The sequence below is a fragment of the Pseudoduganella ginsengisoli genome (assembly GCF_009720865.1).
Taxonomy (GTDB): domain Bacteria; phylum Pseudomonadota; class Gammaproteobacteria; order Burkholderiales; family Burkholderiaceae_D; genus Rugamonas; species Rugamonas ginsengisoli.
The window spans coordinates 717,571-735,866 of the sequence record NZ_WNLA01000001.1 but is presented as its reverse complement, the minus strand read 5'-3'; the positions used below and the strand labels follow the sequence as shown (position 1 = coordinate 735,866).

Annotated in this window: 15 protein-coding genes and 1 pseudogene; 8 read left to right on the top strand and 8 right to left on the bottom strand. The window is 60.1% G+C overall.

The features are described from left to right. The first annotated feature begins 74 nt into the window (after positions 1–74). Together GM668_RS31035 and GM668_RS03155 are read left to right on the top strand one after the other, a co-directional pair. Positions 75–2,924: a zinc-dependent metalloprotease gene (locus GM668_RS31035; RefSeq protein WP_229498866.1), complete on the top strand. Its 2,850-nt coding sequence runs from the start codon at positions 75–77 to the stop codon at positions 2,922–2,924. Positions 2,925–3,011: 87 nt separating this feature from the next. Next, positions 3,012–4,640, top strand: coding sequence for an ABC transporter permease/substrate-binding protein (locus GM668_RS03155; protein ID WP_371868619.1), 1,629 nt, complete (start codon positions 3,012–3,014; stop codon positions 4,638–4,640). A gap of 139 nt (positions 4,641–4,779) precedes the next feature. Here the strand turns inward: GM668_RS03155 and GM668_RS03150 are convergent, their stop codons facing one another. The 3 genes from GM668_RS03150 to GM668_RS03140 are packed head-to-tail and all read right to left on the bottom strand — an operon-like array spanning position 4,780 to position 6,661. Continuing rightward, positions 4,780–5,259 carry a GNAT family N-acetyltransferase gene (locus GM668_RS03150; RefSeq protein WP_155437436.1) on the bottom strand — a complete coding sequence of 160 codons (480 nt, stop codon included), beginning with the start codon at positions 5,257–5,259 and terminating at the stop codon, positions 4,780–4,782. Beyond that, entirely contained in the window at positions 5,225–6,184 is a 960-nt protein-coding gene (locus tag GM668_RS03145; protein ID WP_155437435.1) for a DMT family transporter, read from the bottom strand. The genes GM668_RS03150 and GM668_RS03145 overlap by 35 nt, the downstream gene beginning before the upstream one ends. Before the next feature lie 39 nt (positions 6,185–6,223). Then, a complete protein-coding gene (locus GM668_RS03140; protein WP_155437434.1) occupies positions 6,224–6,661 on the bottom strand; it encodes an Mpo1 family 2-hydroxy fatty acid dioxygenase in 438 nt (145 codons plus the stop codon). 79 nt (positions 6,662–6,740) lie between these two features. Here GM668_RS03140 and GM668_RS03135 point away from each other — a divergent pair, with 79 nt between their 5' ends. Further along, entirely contained in the window at positions 6,741–7,226 is a 486-nt protein-coding gene (locus GM668_RS03135; RefSeq protein WP_155437433.1) for a DNA-deoxyinosine glycosylase, read from the top strand. Between the two features lie 6 nt (positions 7,227–7,232). Here the strand turns inward: GM668_RS03135 and GM668_RS03130 are convergent, their stop codons facing one another. Beyond that, on the bottom strand, positions 7,233–7,988 hold the full coding sequence (locus tag GM668_RS03130; protein WP_155437432.1) for a DeoR/GlpR family DNA-binding transcription regulator: 756 nt from the start codon (positions 7,986–7,988) through the stop codon (positions 7,233–7,235). Between the two features lie 75 nt (positions 7,989–8,063). Between GM668_RS03130 and GM668_RS31030 the strand changes: the two are divergent. The 3 genes and pseudogenes from GM668_RS31030 to GM668_RS03115 form a co-directional block, all read left to right on the top strand. Continuing rightward, positions 8,064–8,633, top strand: a pseudogene (locus tag GM668_RS31030) (GDP-mannose pyrophosphatase); the annotation flags it as partial. A gap of 812 nt (positions 8,634–9,445) precedes the next feature. Next, entirely contained in the window at positions 9,446–9,715 is a 270-nt protein-coding gene (gene infA / locus GM668_RS03120; RefSeq protein ID WP_155437430.1) for a translation initiation factor IF-1, read from the top strand. Between the two features lie 80 nt (positions 9,716–9,795). Further along, positions 9,796–10,131 carry a carboxymuconolactone decarboxylase family protein gene (locus GM668_RS03115; RefSeq protein WP_155437429.1) on the top strand — a complete coding sequence of 112 codons (336 nt, stop codon included), beginning with the start codon at positions 9,796–9,798 and terminating at the stop codon, positions 10,129–10,131. A gap of 60 nt (positions 10,132–10,191) precedes the next feature. Here the strand turns inward: GM668_RS03115 and GM668_RS03110 are convergent, their stop codons facing one another. Further along, positions 10,192–10,437: a DUF3297 family protein gene (locus GM668_RS03110; RefSeq protein WP_155437428.1), complete on the bottom strand. Its 246-nt coding sequence runs from the start codon at positions 10,435–10,437 to the stop codon at positions 10,192–10,194. Between the two features lie 121 nt (positions 10,438–10,558). Between GM668_RS03110 and GM668_RS03105 the strand changes: the two genes are divergently transcribed. Next, on the top strand, positions 10,559–11,389 hold the full coding sequence (locus tag GM668_RS03105; protein ID WP_155437427.1) for an alpha/beta hydrolase: 831 nt from the start codon (positions 10,559–10,561) through the stop codon (positions 11,387–11,389). Between the two features lie 113 nt (positions 11,390–11,502). Beyond that, complete coding sequence (locus GM668_RS03100; RefSeq protein ID WP_155437426.1) at positions 11,503–12,897, top strand: wax ester/triacylglycerol synthase family O-acyltransferase; 1,395 nt, start codon at positions 11,503–11,505, stop codon at positions 12,895–12,897. Between the two features lie 86 nt (positions 12,898–12,983). On the opposite strand, the gene GM668_RS31025 is transcribed toward GM668_RS03100, so the two are convergent. The 3 genes from GM668_RS31025 to GM668_RS03085 all read right to left on the bottom strand — a co-directional run bounded on the left by GM668_RS31025 (position 12,984) and on the right by GM668_RS03085 (position 18,283). Next, positions 12,984–14,867 (bottom strand): methyl-accepting chemotaxis protein, encoded by a 1,884-nt coding sequence (locus GM668_RS31025; protein WP_155437425.1) that lies wholly within the window; start codon positions 14,865–14,867, stop codon positions 12,984–12,986. Between the two features lie 173 nt (positions 14,868–15,040). Next, positions 15,041–16,981: a methyl-accepting chemotaxis protein gene (locus GM668_RS31550; RefSeq protein WP_155437424.1), complete on the bottom strand. Its 1,941-nt coding sequence runs from the start codon at positions 16,979–16,981 to the stop codon at positions 15,041–15,043. Positions 16,982–17,101: 120 nt separating this feature from the next. Further along, a complete protein-coding gene (locus GM668_RS03085; RefSeq protein WP_155437423.1) occupies positions 17,102–18,283 on the bottom strand; it encodes a tetratricopeptide repeat protein in 1,182 nt (393 codons plus the stop codon). Between the last annotated feature and the right edge of the window lie 13 nt (positions 18,284–18,296).

The following is an 18,296-nucleotide window of genomic DNA, read 5'->3' as shown; positions in this document are numbered from 1 at the left end:
ATTCCGACGCAGCGCCCGTGTGTTCGTGTACAGTAGGGGGATCCCCGTACCACCGCACCTGCGTCAGAATCATCATGCGTCAGCCAGTCCTGAAAGCCGTCAGCGCCGCCCTTCTGTTAGCCCTGAGTGTTCATGCAGCAGGGCAGAACACGCCGGTTCCCCCCACGCCAACGCCTCCGGTTCCCACGCCGCCCGTGCCGGTGCCGGAAGGCCCGGCTGCGCCACAGCCGGCCACGCCGGCGGCGCCTTCCGCCGCCACGATCGCGGCCGCCGCTGCGGCGGCAGCTGCCGCGGCCCGTGCCGCCGATCCCGGCGCAGCCAAGCCGTTTGCCGACATGGTCAAAGGCACGCACCATTTACAGGGCTTTTTCCATCTGTACCAGAAAGATGAAAAAGTGTGGATGGAATTGCGTCCAGAGCACTTTGACAAGCCATTCTTCATGACCGTCAATACGACCAAGGGCGTGGGCGAGCGGGGCATTTATGGCAGCCAGATGGGCCGCAGCGAAGTGGTGGTATTGCGCAAGCTGGGCAACACGGTGCAATTGGTGGCGCTGAATACGGATTTCCGCGCCAAGCCGGGAACGGCGCTGGGCCTGGCCGTGTCGCAAGGGTTTTCCGACAGCCTGCTGGCCGTGGCGCCGATTGCCAGTGCACCGCACCCGCAATCGAAAGGCGTGCTGGTGGAAGCCAATACGCTGCTGTTTGGCGACATTCCCGCATATTCCACGCAACTGGAACACGCATTCCGCATGCAGTATGCGATGGATGCCCGCAACAGCAGTTTTACCAGCATCCGCAGCGATGACAGCATGACGGGCTTCGCCGTCAATGCCCATTACTTTGTGCCGCGCGTGCCGGCCGCGCCGCTGGTCTATACGCCAACATACGTGCCGCCGCCCTACACGGTGCCGGATCCGCGCAGCCTGTTCCTGGGCCTGTATTACAGCTTTGCGCCGCTGCCGGAACATGTCATGCATAGCCGCCTGGCCGATGACCGTATCGGCCACTTTGTCAGCACCACGTACGATTACACGGACGACGTCAAACCATCGATGTTCACGCATGTGGTGAACCGGTGGCGGCTGGAAAAAGCCGATCCTTCGCTGCCGCTGTCGGAACCCAAACAGCCGATCACGTATTGGCTGGACCGCAATATCCCGGAAAAATACCGCGAGTCCGTCAAGCAGGGCATCCTCGCGTGGAACGATGCGTTCGAGCGCATCGGCTTCAAGAACGCGATCGTGGTCAAGCAGCAGGGACCGAATGATACGTTCGACACGATGGACGTGCGCCACGCATCCGTGCGCTGGTATATCGGCACCGATGCCGGTATTGCCATCGGCCCGCGCCAGGTCGATCCGCGCAGCGGCGAAATCCTCGATGCGGACATTGCCATGTCCGACATCTTCGGCCGCAATGCGCGCCGCCTGGCCAGTGAAGACTTGCACTGGACGTCGGCACTGTCGGCGTATGGCATGGCGCCCGGCGTACCGGGTCTGGCCGCGCCGGAAGGCGTGTCCGGCGCAGTACCGCCGCCCATGGCGCCAATGACGCCGTGGGCACAGCAGGCTGCGCAGCCATTCCGTCCTTGGCCGCAAAGCGCATTGGCACGCGAATCGCATTGCGAATACGCGCAGGAATCCGCGCAGGAAATGGATTTCGCGCTGGACTTGATGGAAGCGCGCGGCGAGTTCGACATGGACAGCCCGAAAGCGGAAGAACTGGCGCAAGCGTACGTCAAATCCGTCATCATGCATGAAGTGGGGCACACGCTGGGATTGCGCCACAACTTCCGTTCATCGACGATTTACAGCCTGTTCCAGCTGCGCGATAAAACCTTCACGGACAAGCATGGCATCAGCGGTTCCGTCATGGATTACACGCCGTTCAACCTGGCCATCAAAGGGGAAGAACAGGGCGCATATGTGATGGATCGCCTGGGCCCGTACGATTACTGGGCGATTGAATATGCCTACAAGCCGATAGCGGAAGACCAGGAAAAAGATGAACTGGCCCGTATTGCCAGCCGCTCCAATGAACCGCTGCTGGCCTTCGCGACGGACAATGAAGCGTACAACGGCATGTCGGACCCGGAAGTCAATTTGTTCGACCTGGGCAGCGACCCGATGGCGTATGCGCAAAAGCGGCTGACGATATCCCGCGAATTGTGGGACCGCGTGCAGGCGCGCCAGTTGAAGCCTGGCGAAAGCTATGAAGCGCTGCGCCGCAGCTTCGTGTATGGCATCGACCAGTTCGCGCGGTCCGTGCCGGTGGTGGTCAAGTATGTGGGCGGCGTCGTGCACGTGCGGGACCACGCAGGGTCGGGACGTACGCCATTCCAGCCCGTGCCGGCCGTGCGCCAGCGGGAAGCGCTGTCTTTGCTGACGAATAACCTGTTCAAGGCGGACAGTTTTAAATTCGCGCCATCGCTGCTGAGCCGCTTGTCCGGCAACCAGATGATGTTCAGCTACCGCCCCGACATTTCCATCAACACGGTGGTGCTGTATTTGCAGACCATGGTGCTGGACCAGTTGCTGTCTGAAGCCGTGGCGGGGCGCTTGCGCGATTCGCAGGAAAAGCTGGACAACCCCAAGCTGGCGCTGTCGCTTGATGAGCTGTATACCACCTTGCAGTCGGCCGTGTGGAGCGAATTGAAAGCGGGTAAAGATATCCCCGGCATGCGCCGCGATTTGCAGCGCGAGCATTTGAAGCGTGTGACAGCAGCATTGGTGCGCACGTCGCCACTGATGCGCGCCGATGGCCGCAGCTTGCAGCGCTTGCATGCGCAGGAATTGCAGCGCGATATACAGCGGGCGATGGGCAACAGTGCGCTGTCGCCTGAAGCCAAGGCCCACCTGGCGGAAAGCTATGAAACGCTGAGCCAGGCGTTGAAGGCGCCGATGCTGCGCCTGGGACTATGAGCGTCGTCACCGCAAACCAGGCTGTGACAGCGCCGTTGTTGCGCGCGGGTGCCTGACTTGCCGCGCGGCGCCGCTGGTTGGACAGCGTTGCTGCTCTGGCTGATCGCGGCTATCCCTGCGGCAGCCGATGACACGCTGCGCATCGGCTCCAAGCGTTTTACGGAATCGTACATACTCGGCGAATTGCTGGCGCAGGCGGCAGCGCCCCACGTGCGCACGGAGCACAAGCAGGGGCTGGGCAATACGGCTATCGTGCTGGCGGCGCTGAAGGCGGGCGAGATCGACGTCTACCCCGAATATACGGGCACCATTGCGCTGGAAATCCTCAAACATCCGCAAGTGCCGGAACTGGCGCAAATGCGCCGCGAACTGGCGGCGCTGGGCCTCGGCATCGATGTGCCGCTGGGCTTCAACAATACGTATGCATTGGCGGTGCGGGGCGGAACGGCTGGCGCGCGCACCGTGGGCGACCTGGCGCGGCAAGGCGGCTACCGTTTCGGCCTGTCCCATGAATTCATTGGCCGCGCCGATGGCTGGCCCGGACTGGCGCGGCGTTACGGCTTGACGCAGCCGCCGCGCGGGCTCGACCACGGCATCGCGTATGAAGCGCTGCAACAGCGGCAAGTCGATGTCATCGATATTTATTCGACGGACGCGAAGATCCGGCAATACGGCTTGCACGTGCTGGAAGATGACCGAGGCTACTTTCCCCGCTATGACGCCGTGCTGCTGTACCGGCTCGACGCGGCGCAGCGTTTCCCGGCTGCGTGGCAGGCGCTGCGCCGCTTGCAGGGACGGATACCGGCCGGCGACATGATCGCAATGAATGCGGCGGCGGAAATCGATGGCAAGGATTTCGCGTCGATTGCGCGCGCGTGGCTGGCGGTGCATCCGGTAGCGCAGGGCGGGGCGGTGTCCGCTTTACCGGCTGGGACAGCACGCGCCACGGCCGGCGGCCCGGATGCGGCCTTGACTGCAGCGCTGCCCCTTGCCGCCAAGCCGGAGGTTGCCTCGGCCACAGCGCCGCCCCTTGTCGCCAAGCCGGATGTTGCCCCGGCCACAGCGCGTGCCCGGGACGCTGCTGCCAGCCGCCCGGCACTGGCGGAGCGCCTGTTTGCCGACGACTTTTGGCCGCTGACGCGCCAGCACGTCACGCTGGTCGTGCTGTCCGTGGCGCTGGCTTGCCTGTTCGGCATTCCGCTGGGTGTGCTGGCTGCTTACGTGCCTGCAGTGCGGCAGCCCGTGATGGCGCTGGCCGGCGTGCTGCAAACCATCCCGTCGCTGGCGCTGCTGGCCATGCTGATTCCATTGATGGGTTCCATTGGCACGGGGCCCGCATTGGTGGCGCTGGTGGTTTATGCGCTGCTGCCTATCGTGCGCAATACGTGTACCGGCCTGGCCCAGGTGCCGGACGGATTGAAGCTGGCGGCGCAAGCGCTGGGCTTGCGGGCAGGGCAGCGCTTACGCCATGTGGAATTGCCTCTGGCCATGCCTGTACTGCTGGCCGGTGTGAAAACTGCCGCCGTGATGAGCGTCGGCACGGCCACGATCGCCGCGCTGATCGGTGCCGGAGGCTACGGCGAACGGATTACGACGGGGTTGGCCTTGAATGACCAAACGCTGTTATTGGCCGGCGCCATTCCCGCCGCAGCGCTGGCGTTACTGGTGCAAGGCGCGTTTGAAGTGCTGGAAAAGCTTTCCAGAAAACAAATGTAAGAGAAATCTGAACCGAGTAAGAGTTTGTAAGGGACGAGGAAATGCTTGGCGGGCGCGGCTATATTGAACTCGTCGCTCCATTCTCCCCTCCCCAAATGACAATGGGTTCCAACCGCGCAGACCACTGCGCGGTCTTTTTTTATTCGGACGCCAATTGCGTCAGCGCTTCGCCCGTCACGCGGCAAATACGCCAGTCCGGCATCACGGTCGCGCCCATGCCCTGGTAGAAATTGATGGCGTTTTCATTCCAGTCCAGCACGGACCATTCAAAGCGGCCGCATTGGCGTTCGACGGCCAGTTGTGCCAACGCCACCAGCATTTGCTTGCCGTAACCTTTACCGCGCGCATTTTGCTTGACGTACAAGTCTTCCAGGTACAAGCCCTTCTGGCACAGGAAGGTGGAAAAGTTATGGAAGAACAAGGCAAACGTCACGACTTCACCATCTTCTTCGCCTACCAGCGCTTCCGCGGCAGGGTGGGCGCCAAACAGGCTTTCATGCAGTTTGGCTTCGTCAGCAACGACAATGTGTTCGAGTTTTTCAAATACCGCCAGCTCGAAGATCATGCCAAAAATGGCGTTCACATCATGCGGTTCGGCTGGACGTATGGTCAGGCTCATGGATAGCAGTTTTTTCTGTTGGAATTTTTTTGGCCGCAGGCGATTTCAATACCCAGGCCACACTGGACAAGCACAATACCATACCCAGCCATTCAACCAGACCAGGGCGGTAATTTTCCAGCTGGATCGATAGCAGCACGGATATTACCGGCGTGACTACGCCGATATATACAGCCTTTTGCGCCCCCCAGCGGTGGATCAGCGTGAAATACGCGGAAAACGCAATGACGGAGCCGGCAATCGACAAATACACGAGCCCGCCCCAGTAACTGGCCGATGCCGGCAGCGTGAATTGCACGCCCGTGGCCAGCGCAAGTGCGGCCACGAACATGGTGCCCCACAGCATGGCCCATGCCATTGTCAGCAAGACATTCGATGAATGTTGGCGCACTTTTACGACCATCATGTTGCCCACCGTGCCGGAAATGGTGGCCGTCAATGCCAGCCCCAGTCCCAGCAAGAAGTGGCCGGCGCCGCCTGCCATGATATCTTTCCACGAGTCATGAATCGAGTCATAGAACAGCATGGTGACGCCGATGATGGCGACCGCCGCAGCGCCCCACGTGCGCCACGTCAGCGGCGTGCCGTACATGATGCGGCTGCAAATCGGCGTCCAGATCACCATCAAGGCAAACAGCACGGCCACCAGCGCGGAAATCAAATACTGTTCCGACGTGTACGTGCACAGGTAACTAATGGCAAACGTGGCCAAGCCTTGCGCCATGATCCAGCGCTGCACTTTCCATGGCAGCATCAGCTTGTCGCCACGCAGCAGGCAGCACGCGAACAGTGTCACGGCAGCCAGGCCGAAGCGGTAAATAATGGAAACAGCCGGCGCGACGTGGCCCAGTTGCAGAGTGATGGCCCAGAAAGTGGAACCCCAGATCAGGCAGGCGGCGGAAAACAGGACGGGAGAAGAAAACATCCGGCCAGTATAGACATATTCCTACAACCTTGCTTCCGGTCAGTAGGCGACATTCAGGCGGCGGTACAGGAAGCCCAGCACAAATAGCGGGCCAATCAGCAGGAAGCGGATATCTTCGAAAAACGACGGTTTTTTGCCCTCGATCTTGTGCCCGATAAACTGGCCAATCCATGCCACGACAAAGACTGTGACGGACATGGGGAAGATCAGCGGCGGCTGCAGCGATGCCAGTACGGCCAGCATGACGCCCGACATCATCAGCATGCCGACCGCGAATGGAATCGATAGCGTGACGTAATACGCCAATGCCAGGAAGCTGGCGCCCACGGCCGCCATAGGATTCGCATGCCAGATCAGGCCCAGCAGGGAAAACACGATCGCCGGCACGCAAACGAAATGGATCAGTTCGTTTTTGGGATGGCGGTGGCTTTCGCTGTATCGTTCCAGCAGCCTGTCAATTTGGCGTGGTTCGCTCATGACGGTGATCTCCCGAATAGTCTTGTTATGTGGAACTATCGTTCGATTCTACACTGGTTCGCTGGGCTAAAATGCCGCCATGAGTTCGTCCATTCCCCTGACCGGCCTGGCGCCCGTTATCGATCGCCATACCCGCATTTTGATACTCGGCAGTTTTCCGGGCGAGGCGTCGTTGAAGGCACAGCAATATTATGCGCATCCGCGCAATGCTTTGTGGCCCATCCTGTCGGCGCTGACCGGGGAAGACCTCGCCGGCTTGCCCTATGCAGAGCGCTTGCCGCGCTTGCTGGCGCACCGGATTGGCTTGTGGGATGTGCTGGGTGCGTGCGAGCGCAAGGGCAGCCTGGATTCCGCCATCCGCAAACCGGCGGCCAATGATTTTGAACGGTTACACCGGTTATGCCCTGAATTGGAAACCGTGGGTTTCAATGGGCAAACGGCTGGCAAATTTGCACCGCAATTTGCCGCCGCCGGTTATCGCACCGTGGTGCTGCCATCGACATCGCCCGCCCATGCCGCGATGGCATTCGATGACAAGGTGACAAGTTGGCGCCGGTTGCTGTAAGCCCGTCTAAGCCAGGTGCACAGCAATACCGCGTTGCTGGTACGGTTCCAGTAACTCATCCGGCACACTGGCAACGGTAACCAGCCCGGACAATTCTTCCAGCGGAATCACTTGGTACGGTGACGCGGTCGCCAGCTTTTCCGGCGACGCGAGGACGATGGTTTCACCCGCCGCGGCGCTCAGCGCCCGTTTGACGCAGGCTTCCTCATAATCGCCCGTTGACAGGCCCGCCTGCGGGTGCACGCTGCACACGCCCATGAAATAAATGTCGGCCCGGACCTGGCGGATGGCTTCCACGGTTGCCGCGCCCATGTTGACGACCGAATGCTTGAACAGGCGCCCGCCCAGCATGATGACGTCGATGCCCGGGTGGGTGCTGAGGCCGACCGCGACGGATGGGCTGTGGGTAATCACCGTCGCGTGCAAGTCTTGCGGCATGTGCTGTACCAGTTGCGCCGACGTTGTGCCGCCATCGATAAACACCACCTGGCCCGGCTGGATCAGGTGCGCGGCCGCGCGGCCGATGGCGCTTTTATCGTCGATGGCGATATGCTGGCGCGCTGCGAAATCGCCCATCGCGGGCGAAGCGGGCAGGGCGCCGCCATGCACCCGCTGCAGCAAGCCTTCCCGCGCCAGTTCGCGTAAATCGCGCCGGATCGTGTCTTCCGAAACGTCGAGCGCCGCGGCGGCCGCCGTGGCGATCACTTTGCCATCTTGCTTCAGCATGTCCAGCAAGATCAGTTTGCGTTGGGATGTCAGCATAGTTTTGCACGTTTTTTCTTGATATTGCACGATTATGCATGATAATTTGTATTTAACGCAAATAATTTGGAGGAAATCGTGCAGGATTATGTACGCATTCAACGTGAGCAATTGCTGTCCGATGACTGGTTTGTGTTGAAAAAGACCACGTTCGACTATCGCCGCCGGGATGGCCGCTGGCAAACCCTGACTCGTGAAACATACGACCGGGGCAATGGCGCCGTGGCGCTGCTGTATAACCGGGTGCGGCGTACCGTGCTGTTGACGCGGCAATTCCGCTTTCCCGCCTACGTCAATGGCCATCACGGTTTCCTGATTGAAGCGGCGGCAGGTTTGCTGGACAGCGCCAGCCCGGAGTTGCGCATCCGTGCGGAACTGGAAGAAGAAACCGGCCGCCGCATCGCGCATTTGCAGCCAGTGTTCGACGTCTTCATGAGCCCTGGATCGGTCACGGAACGGCTGCATTTTTTCATCGGCGAATATGATGCGGCATCCCGTATCGGCGATGGCGGCGGCCTGGAAGCGGAAGGGGAAGATATCGAAGTGCTGGAACTGGATGCGGACGAAGCGCTGGCCATGGTGGCGCGCGGCGACATCGCCGACGGCAAGACCATCATGCTGCTGCAATACCTGCATTTGCACGTACTGAAGCCGCGCAGCATGATGATCTTGATTGCGGGTCCTTATCGTTCGGGAACGGGAGACGATCCGGCGCGGCTCGCCGCCAACGTGGCGGCAATGGAAGCATATGCGCTGCCGCTATACCAGCGTGGACATATGCCGGTGCTGGGCGAATGGCTGGCGTTACCAGTGGTGCAGGCGGCAGGATCGCAAGCCATCGGCGATGCCGTGTATGACGATGTTTTCCATCCGCACTGCGAACGGCTGCTGTCGCATTGCGATGCGGTGCTGCGTATTGGCGGGCCGTCCGCCGGAGCGGACCGCATGATGGCGGCTGCCGCGCGGCGCGGCTTGCTGATTTACCATGACCTGAACCAGATCCCGGCCGTTGCCGTCAACTGAACCGTGTCGTGGCGCTGCTGTTCGATCAAAAACAGGTGGGGTGGCGCCGATTGATGGACGCCTGAAAGTATTTTGTGCGGCGCACAAAAAACGTGATACACTCTGTTCATCGGTGAAGCACTTGTGTCTTGCCGGTCCCGCGACAGCAAGCGGTGCGGCATGTGTAACGCCGCCCTGTGACCATGCAAAGCGGTTGTCATTTCGAATACATTGGTCGGTCTACACGATGGGGGCACTATGCAGATAGCATAGGCGTCCGGGGTGCCGCACCATGCAGATAGCATGGGCAGGCGCAGCGATTCAAGCATTGGTAATACATTGAACGAAGCCCGCAGGACGCGGGCTTTTTTTCTTTCGCGACAAGCAGCAGCTCCGCAACGCATCCTTTCCTGGCGATGCGTCCTATCCCCCCGTTGTCTCACCGGAACCCCCGTATGGCTAAAGAAGAACTCATTGAAATGAATGGCATTGTCACGGAAGTGTTGCCTGACTCCCGCTACCGCATCGACTGCGACAACGGCCACCGTCTGGTTGCGTACACGTCCGGAAAAATGCGGAAGAACCATATCCGGATCCTGGCCGGCGACGCGGTTCGCCTGGAACTCTCGCCCTACGATTTGAGCAAAGGACGGATCACTTTCCGGCATATTGAAAAGCGCAGCGGTGCGCCATCGGCCAGGCCAGCGTTCCGGCCGCGCCGCTAAGCCGTGAATCCTTTCCAGCGTTGCGCGCCTCTTAGCCACGGCAGGCATGTGCCTGTTAAGACACGCATAGAAAGGAAATCATGTCCGGATACCAGCGCCCCGAGGATTTAGCCCTTGCCAAAGACCTCATCCAGCTTGCGCCGAAGGAAGCGCAAGCGTTCCTGTCCCTGAAATCCGCCGCTGAACGCAGCGACGGCGCCATTCCCGCCAAATACCGCGAACTGATATCGATCGCGGTGGCGTTGACTACGCAGTGTTCTTACTGCATCGATGCCCATGCAAAAAATGCTGTCGCAGCAGGCGCGACGCGGGAAGAAATTGCAGAAACCGTGTTTATTGCTTCCGCGCTGCGGGCTGGCGCGGCAGTGGGGCATGGTTTGCTGGCGCTGCGCTTGTTTGACGAAGCGGCGCGCTAAATAAAAATGGCTGGCCCGGTTGCCCGGCGCCAGCCATTTTTTCCTGTGCCAAGCGCAGGATTATTTGTAGAACACTTCGACTTTGCCCTTGAGCTTCAGCAGCATCGGATTGCCGCGGCGATCCAGTGCTTTGCCGTGAGGAACTTTGATCCAGCCTTCGCTGATGCAATATTCTTCAACGTCAGTGCGTTCTTTTTCATTGAATTTAATGCCTACTTCGTGTTCAAACACGGCAGGGACGTGGAATTTGCTGCGCGGATCGATCGACAGATGGTCCGGCAGGTCTGGGCGGGTAGTATCGTTCATAACTCGGAATTATCTGATAGAAAGGCGGTTGGCACAACGGTTGCATCGTTTTTACGCCGGTAGTTGTCTATACCTTGATAGCCAACTAAACTTGCCAATTCGATATTTCCGGGAGGTCACAATGGCAAGCAGGCGGCAAGTACTTGGCTGGGCAGTGGCAGGCATGGCGATGGCAACGGGCGCGCAGGCGGCGATGGCGCCTGCCACGCCCTTGTCGATAGGCGACACCTTCACGATTGATTCAAAACTGCTCAATGAAACCCGCCGCATTAACGTTTATGCGGCGCGCGCGTGGGATACCGCGCCGGATGCGCCGTTGCCCGTGCTGTACATGCCGGATGGCGGCCTGGCGGAAGATTTCCTGCACGTGGCGGGCTTGCTGCAAGTATCGGTGGCCAACGGCACCATGCGTCCGTTCATGCTGGTCGGCATTGAAAACACGCAGCGCCGCCGCGACATGACGGGGCCGACCGACAATGCGGAAGACCGCAAGATCGCGCCGGTAGTCGGTGGCTCGGCTGCCTACCGTGCGTTTATCCGCGATGAACTGATGCCGCAGGTTCAGGCGCGCTACAAGACTGCCAAAGAGCGCGCCATCATTGGCGAGTCGCTGGCCGGCTTGTTTGTCATGGAAACCTTTGTCCATGAGCCGGAACTGTTCGACACGTATATCGCGATTGATCCTTCGCTGTGGTGGAACAACCGCGCCTTGCTGGCCCAGGCGGCGGAACGCCTGCGCGCCGCCAAGCGGCTGGATAAGACGCTGTATGTGGCGGCCAGCGGCGAGAAGGGCATGCCGGAACTGGCCAAGCAATTGGAACAGGCGCTGTCCGGCAGCCAGGTGCAGGGCTTGCGCTGGCAACTGGCGCCGCTGCCCGATGAATCCCATTTGACGGTTTATCATCCGGCGGCGTTGCGGGCGTTTCGTGCTGCGTTCAAACCGGCAACATAACTGACGTAAGACGTCGCAATTTCGCACACCCCGCAAAACCTGAGGATTCCTTCCTTGACTGCCGCTTTAACAGCACGAGATACTGGTTTTTCATTACATTTATAGTAAGTTCCATGAGCCAACTCTCACTCCTCGATCTCGGGTTCCTGATCACGGAATCGGAAGCCAGTCCCAAGCACGTTGCCGGTTTGCTGATCTTCAAGCGCCCGACTGGAGCACGTGCGACGTTTGCCAAGAAACTGTATGAAGAATATCTGGCGGCCACTAACGTGGAAGCGCCATTTAACCGCATCCTCGCGTATTCGCTGACGGCGCTGCCGCACTGGGCGGAATGCGCGGACATCGATATGGAACAGCATGTGTTCTTCCATAAGATGCCGAAAGATGCCAACCGCCGCGAAGACTTGTACAAGTTCGTGGCGGAACTGCATACGCCGGTGCTGGACCGTTCGCGCCCCATGTGGGAAATGCACGTGATCGACGGCCTCGAAGGCGGCCGTTTCGCGCTGTACCAAAAGATGCACCACGCGTATGCCGACGGCATGACGATGACGCGCTGGTTTGCGCAAAGCATGTCGGAATCGCCCGGTGAGGATGAGCTGAAGCCGATCTGGTCCGTGCGGCACAGCAGCAGCGAAGGGCGCTTGCGCAAGAAGCTGGGACAGGACATGGTGGAAACCGTGCTATCGAAGGCTGTTGGTGGCGCCAAGGGCGTCAGCCAGCGGCTGTTCGGCATCGGCCGCTTGTCGGCCATGCTGCTGCTGGAATCCATGAAATTGACGAAGAACGCGATTTCACTGCCATTCGTGGCCAGCCGCCACACGCCGCTGACAGGGCAAGTCACATCGGGCCGGGAATTCTCCGCCATCACGATCCCGATGGAACGCGTGGCCCGCATCCAGGCCGCCACCCGTTCGACCTTGAACCACGTGGCGCTGACGTGCCTGGACGGTGCGCTGCGCCGCTACCTGGAAGAGCAGGGCGTGGAACTGGAACAGCCGATTGTGATTCAAATGCCCGTCAACTTGCGCAAGGAAGGTGAAAAGTCGGCCGGCAACAAGATCGGCATCGTGCAGGTGGAACTGTCGCCGCCGACGGATGATCCCTATGTTCGCCTGCGCAATATTGGTTTTTCGCTGCGCAACGTGCGCGTCATGGTGGATTCCGTGGCGCCGGCTGCGATTGAAACGTACACCATCGTGACGGCGCTGATCGGCCAACTGGCGGAAATGCTGAAACTGTCGGAACGCGTGCCGCCGATGGGCAATACGCTGGTGTCGAATGTGCCGGGACCGAAGCAGCGCATGTACCTGAAGGGGGCGCTGCTGGAAGAAATGCACCCGATTTCCACGCTGCCGCCTAGCAACCTGCTGAACATCACGCTGTTCAGCTATGGCGGCTTGCTGCACTTTGGCTTGATTGCGACGGACCAGTTGCCGAACCTGCAATCGCTGAGCGGCTATATCGGGCAAGCATTTGACGACCTGGAAAAGGCTGTTGGCGTTTAAAGCCGCAGGTTTCCCCAAGGGGCCTGGCCCCTTTAGCACTATCGTTCGCACAGAATACGATAGTGCTAAAAGGGCCAGGCCCCGCATTACACCTTGAAGAATTCCATGGTCTCCTGCAAGCTTGCGGCCTGATCATTCAATTGTTCAGCCGTCGCCGCCAGTTCTTCCGATGACGCCGCATTGGTCTGCGTGCTTTCACTCAAGTGCGCCATCGCGGCGTTGATCTGGCCGATGCCCAGGCTTTGCTCCTCGGAGGCGGATGAGATTTCCTGCACCAGTTCCGACGTCTTGCGGATGGCCGGCACGATTTCACTGAGCAGCGCGCCGGCTTTTTCCGCCATGCCCACGCTGCTGGCCGCCACTTCGCCAATTTCCTGCGCGGCCACCTGGCTGCGCTCGGCCAGCTTGCGCACTTCGGCTGCCACCACGGCAAAGCCTTTGCCATGTTCGCCCGCACGGGCCGCTTCGATGGCAGCATTGAGCGCCAGCAAATTGGTTTGGTAGGCAATGTCATCAATGATGATGATTTTCTTGGCGATTTGCTGCATGGCTTCCACGGTCTGTTTGACAGCGCCGCCGCCGGCTTCTGCCGACATTGCCGCCCTGGTCGCGATGTCCGCTGTCACCTTGGCATTGCTGGTGTTTTGCTGCACGGATGCGTTCATTTGTTCGATCGATGCCGACGTCTGTTCGACCCCCGCCGCCTGCTGGCTGGCGCTTTGCGACAACAATTGCGCCGTATCCGCAGTTTGCTGCGACGCCGTCATCATGCTGTCGGCCGTCTCGCGCACCTGTCCCACCGTGCCTGCCAGCTTATTCACCATGACTTTCATGGAATAAGCCATGCTGGATTCATCGCCTTTGGCCACGACGATTTCTTGCGTCAAGTCGCCTTGTGCCACGCGCAGCAGCGCATCCGTCACATACGATGGCTCGCCGCCCAGCTGTTTGATCAGGTGGCGCGTGATGTACCAGCCCAGCACCGCGGCGACCAGGCCGATGGCAGCCATCAGTGCCGCCATCGCGTTACGCGCACTGCGCTGGCCGGCAATGCGGGCATCGATCAGGCCGGACAATTCAGCCATGCCGGCATAGATGGCGTCATATTGCGTATCGATGGCGCGGGTGGCGAAGGCAATGTAATCCGGCGACGGATATTCAATGGTGGCGGCCGCGGCGACTTTGGTGCGCGCCAGTTCCGACGCCTCTTGCGCCATTTGCGTAGCGCTGGCGACTTTTCCGCCCAGCTTGCGCTGCACATCCGCATTGCCCGCGTAGCTTTTCTGAAAAGAACGCACCGCGCTGTCGATGGCGACGCGCTCTTTGGCCAGCAAGCCATACATGGCAGCGCGGCCATCGGCATCGATTTGCTTGGCGGCCAGGTAGCCGGCGCCCTTGGCGCGCAACTGGCCCGTGGATTCCGTCAGTAGAGGCAAGTCGAACAGTACACCGCGCATCAGGTAATAACTGTCGGCATCCGGATCCAGCGCCAGGCCATAACGGTCCGCCACGCCTTCCAGCAGCAACAGCACCACTTCGCACAAGTCTGTATGGCCCTTGTAGCTTTCCGCCGTGGTCAGGTTGCGCGCCGCCACGCGGCTGTGCAGCGCTTGCCAATCGCTGCGCACTTGCGCCAGTAACTTGCTGGTGGCGGGATTATCCCCTTTCAACAGGGTTTCCACGTCCGCCAGGGACTTGTTGACTTCAGCGGCTTTGGTGCTGCGCTGTTCCGCCAGTTGCCCGGTCGTGACAAAGGCGGCGGATAAACCGCGGTGCTGCTGTATCCGCTGCAACAATTGCAGCGTGGCTTCGCCCGGCTTGATGCCGCTTTGTTCCGTGATAGAGAATTCGATGTCTTTATTGCTGCCTTGGAGGTAGAGGAAGAGGGGCGGCAGCACCAGTAATACGCCCAGAATGCCCAGCAGTGTAAAGCGCTGCCATAATTTCATGCCATCCAATATTTTCGACACACGGCCCCCTTTGATTATTTTGTTTCCGCATATGAATGTACCGTGTCCCTGAGTGCAGCAAAATGGACTATTGGTCGCTCCAGCCGAGTTCGTTGCGCTGTCCCCACAGGTATCAATCAATTGACATAACAGCGCTTGCAGACCGGCACGGCGGCGCCAGGCTGGGTGCGGTGCTAATTGACGCGCTGGTCGTCGAGCATGAACACGCCGACCACGCCAAGCAGCGCTTCACACTGCTGCTGCAGGGCAGCGGCTGCAGCGGCTGCTTCCTCCACCAGCGCGGCATTTTGCTGGGTCACGTCATCCATTTGCACGATGGCTTGATTGATTTGCGCAATACCGTCCGACTGTTCCGCGCTGGCCTGCGTGATTTCACTGACCACGGACGTCACGCGGCTGATGCTGCCCAGCACTTCCTGCATTGCGCTGCCGGTGTTGCCGGCCAGCCGGTTGCCGCTTTCCACGCTGGCCACGGCGTCGGTAATCAAAGTCTTGATTTCCCGCGCCGCGCCGGCAGAGCGTTGCGCCAGTGTGCGCACTTCAGACGCCACCACGGCAAAGCCGCGTCCCTGTTCGCCAGCCCGCGCTGCTTCCACGGCGGCATTGAGCGCCAGGATATTGGTCTGGAACGCAATGCCGTCGATGACGCCAATGATGTCGACGATTTTGCGCGCGGCCTGGCTGATCGCATCCATAGTGCCGACCATTTCACCGACGGCGTCGCCGCCGCGCGCGGCAATGGACGATGCGTCGCCGGCCAGCCGGTTGGCTTGCTGCGCATGGCTGGCGCTTTGCTGCACGGTGGCCGTCAACTGTTCCATGGACGAAGCGGTCTGTTCCAGTGCGCTGGCTTGCTGTTCGGTACGCGCCGATAAATGGCTGTTGCCGCTGGCGATTTGCTGCGATGCGGTGGCGATCGACGCGGTGCCATCGCGCACTTGCCGCACGATGCGCACCAGCCCGTTGTTCATTTCGCCCAGCGCCTGCAACAGCTGGGCCGATTCATCGCGGCCGTGAGACTCGAAGCGGGCGGTCAAGTCGCCTTCGCTGATGCGGCGCGCCACGTGCACAGCTCGCTGCAGCGGCCGGATCACGGCTTGCATGATCAGGTAGCTCAGCCACGCAGCCACGGAAAACAGCGCCACGACGGTGCCCAGTGTCAGCCATTCCGCTTGCTGTGCACGGGCTTTTCGCGCAGAAAGCAATTGCACCAGCGCATCCATGGCTTTGTTGCTGGCCGCCTGCTGCGCGTCGATGGCGCGTGTAAAACGGGAAAAATATTCAGTCGATGGATACTCGGGCGTTTCCACCTGTAGCAATTGCTGCCGCGCCAGATCCAGCACCTGGGCGCCCTGGCTGCGCGCAGTTTGCACGGCCTCCTGCAATGTTGCCTGCACGGCGGGATTCGCCTTGAATGCCTTGTCCATGGAATTGGCGTACAGCCCGGAGAAATACGTGGCGCTTTCCTGCAGGGTGGCAATGGCGACGCGGTCATCCAGTGTCAGCGCATGGGCGGCCAGCAGGCCGGCGCCGCGTGCGCGCAGGCGGCCTAGCGCTTCCGTCAAGTGTGGCGATTGCATCAGCGACGCATAGATCAGGTTATACGAATCGGTATCCGGGTCGAGGTTGAGCTTGTAATGGTCAACCAGCAACTCTGAAATTTTCAACAGGTTGCCGATCAGCTCGGTATGGCGCTTGAAGCTGTCCGCGGGCTTCAAAGTACCTTGGTCGACCTGGGCCGCCAATTCCGGCCAGCCAGCCTTGGCCTGGTTCCACCGGTCACTGATGGCGGGATGGTTGAGCGCCTGGAGCGCCGCATCGACGGCGGCCATGCCCTGGTCAACGTCACGCCGCTTGGCGCTGCGCTGGTCCGCCACACTGGCATTGCCGCCCAGCTGGATGGCGGACAAGCCGCGGTGGCGCTGCACGTCGGTAGCGAGGGCCAGCGCCGCGCGGATTGGCGGCAAACCGCTGACTTCCAGCGCGACGGTATTCGTGATGCGCAGTGACGCCTGGATAAACAGCGCTAGCGGCACGATGGCGATCAGTGCGCTGATCGCACCCAGCAAGGCAAATTTTTGCCACAGTAGCAAACGTCCCAGGAAAGCAGTCATCAGCGGCTCCGGTACAGGAAGTGCAAGGATTGAGTATAGCCAATCCTAATTTTCCGTACGTTTTGCTGCCGACGCCTGTAGTTAAGTGACAACTTAAGCACGTTTGCAGGATGCGGCGGGTCAGTTCGCGGAAATGCGTTTGCGCTCCAGTCCCTTCAGCTTGTCCAGCTTGGCCGCATACAACTCATGGTCGCGCGTGGTGGTACTGTTTTCCAGCGCCAGTTCCATCTGCTTGTCAGCCATTTTCATGTCGCCCAGCTTGTAAGCTGCCACGGCCAGCCAAAAGTGGAATTCGTGGTAATACGGCGCGCGGTCCACTTCGCGGGCGAACAGGCTGCGGGCGCGGCGGTAGTCGCCTTCGCGCATGGCTTTTTGGCCAAGGTTGAAATAATAGAATGGCGGATGGGGTTCCAGCCGGGCCAGCGTATCGCGCAGCGCTGTGGCTTCGTCTTTTTTGCCTTGCGACTCCAGCACCTGGGCCAGATTGAACATGGCGATCGTGCTGTTGGGCTGCAGCGCATACGCGTAGCGCAGCGCGGCTTCTGCTTCGGGCAAGTTGCCGTGGTGCTGGTAAATTACGCCCAGCGTGTTGTACGAATTGATGAAGCCCGGATCCGATTCAATGGCTTTGCGGACAAACCAGTAAGCGGAATCGAAGTCTTTCTGCACCAGCGATTCAGCCGCGCGGTTATTCATGTACATGGCCACCACCGTGCGCTCTTCAATGGGCACCGTGACGAGATTGGAAATTTCTTCCGGCGGCTGGAAGTCAATGACCATGAACTTGTGGCGGTCAAAGCCGCGCGAATCGTCCGACAAGCGGGTCTTGCCCAGCAAAATGTTCACATGGCCGCTGGAAAAATACAGGTTGTCCGTGCGGCTCCACGTTTCTTCCACCGTGACGGCCTGGAATTGCGTCGACATGCCCATTTCGCGGGCCAGCGCCGCCGTCATGATGACCAGTGACAGGCAATTGCCTTTACGGGCAGCAAAGGTTTCAGCGGCATTGCGTGTGACGGCTGCATCATAATCCAGTTGCAGCTTGTCTTTCTTGTACAGCGCGTCGAACAGCACGGTTTGCGGTTCTTTCTTTTCGTGCCCGCGCGTAATCTCGGCTGCATATTTGACCATCTCCGGCGTGACGGCAAAGATTTGCGCCACCGTCGTTTGCTGCGACGGTTTGCCGAACAGCTGGTCTTTGAATAATTGGGCCGATGGCGCAGGCAGCGCCGTGGTGGCCGCGCACCCCGTCAATAGTTGCAGCGACAGGGCGGACAACAGCAGCAGAAGATAACGTTTCATAGTGGCCTCACTG

Coding starts and splice junctions, on each gene's coding strand:
- GM668_RS31035 (WP_229498866.1), top strand. CDS start 75: ATGCGTCAGCCAGTCCTGAAAGCCGTCAGCGCCGCCCTTCTGTTAGCC.
- GM668_RS03150 (WP_155437436.1), bottom strand. CDS start 5,259: ATGAGCCTGACCATACGTCCAGCCGAACCGCATGATGTGAACGCCATT.
- GM668_RS03145 (WP_155437435.1), bottom strand. CDS start 6,184: ATGTTTTCTTCTCCCGTCCTGTTTTCCGCCGCCTGCCTGATCTGGGGT.
- GM668_RS03140 (WP_155437434.1), bottom strand. CDS start 6,661: ATGAGCGAACCACGCCAAATTGACAGGCTGCTGGAACGATACAGCGAA.
- GM668_RS03135 (WP_155437433.1), top strand. CDS start 6,741: ATGAGTTCGTCCATTCCCCTGACCGGCCTGGCGCCCGTTATCGATCGC.
- GM668_RS03130 (WP_155437432.1), bottom strand. CDS start 7,988: ATGCTGACATCCCAACGCAAACTGATCTTGCTGGACATGCTGAAGCAA.
- infA (WP_155437430.1), top strand. CDS start 9,446: ATGGCTAAAGAAGAACTCATTGAAATGAATGGCATTGTCACGGAAGTG.
- GM668_RS03115 (WP_155437429.1), top strand. CDS start 9,796: ATGTCCGGATACCAGCGCCCCGAGGATTTAGCCCTTGCCAAAGACCTC.
- GM668_RS03110 (WP_155437428.1), bottom strand. CDS start 10,437: ATGAACGATACTACCCGCCCAGACCTGCCGGACCATCTGTCGATCGAT.
- GM668_RS03105 (WP_155437427.1), top strand. CDS start 10,559: ATGGCAAGCAGGCGGCAAGTACTTGGCTGGGCAGTGGCAGGCATGGCG.
- GM668_RS03100 (WP_155437426.1), top strand. CDS start 11,503: ATGAGCCAACTCTCACTCCTCGATCTCGGGTTCCTGATCACGGAATCG.
- GM668_RS31550 (WP_155437424.1), bottom strand. CDS start 16,981: ATGACTGCTTTCCTGGGACGTTTGCTACTGTGGCAAAAATTTGCCTTG.
- GM668_RS03085 (WP_155437423.1), bottom strand. CDS start 18,283: ATGAAACGTTATCTTCTGCTGCTGTTGTCCGCCCTGTCGCTGCAACTA.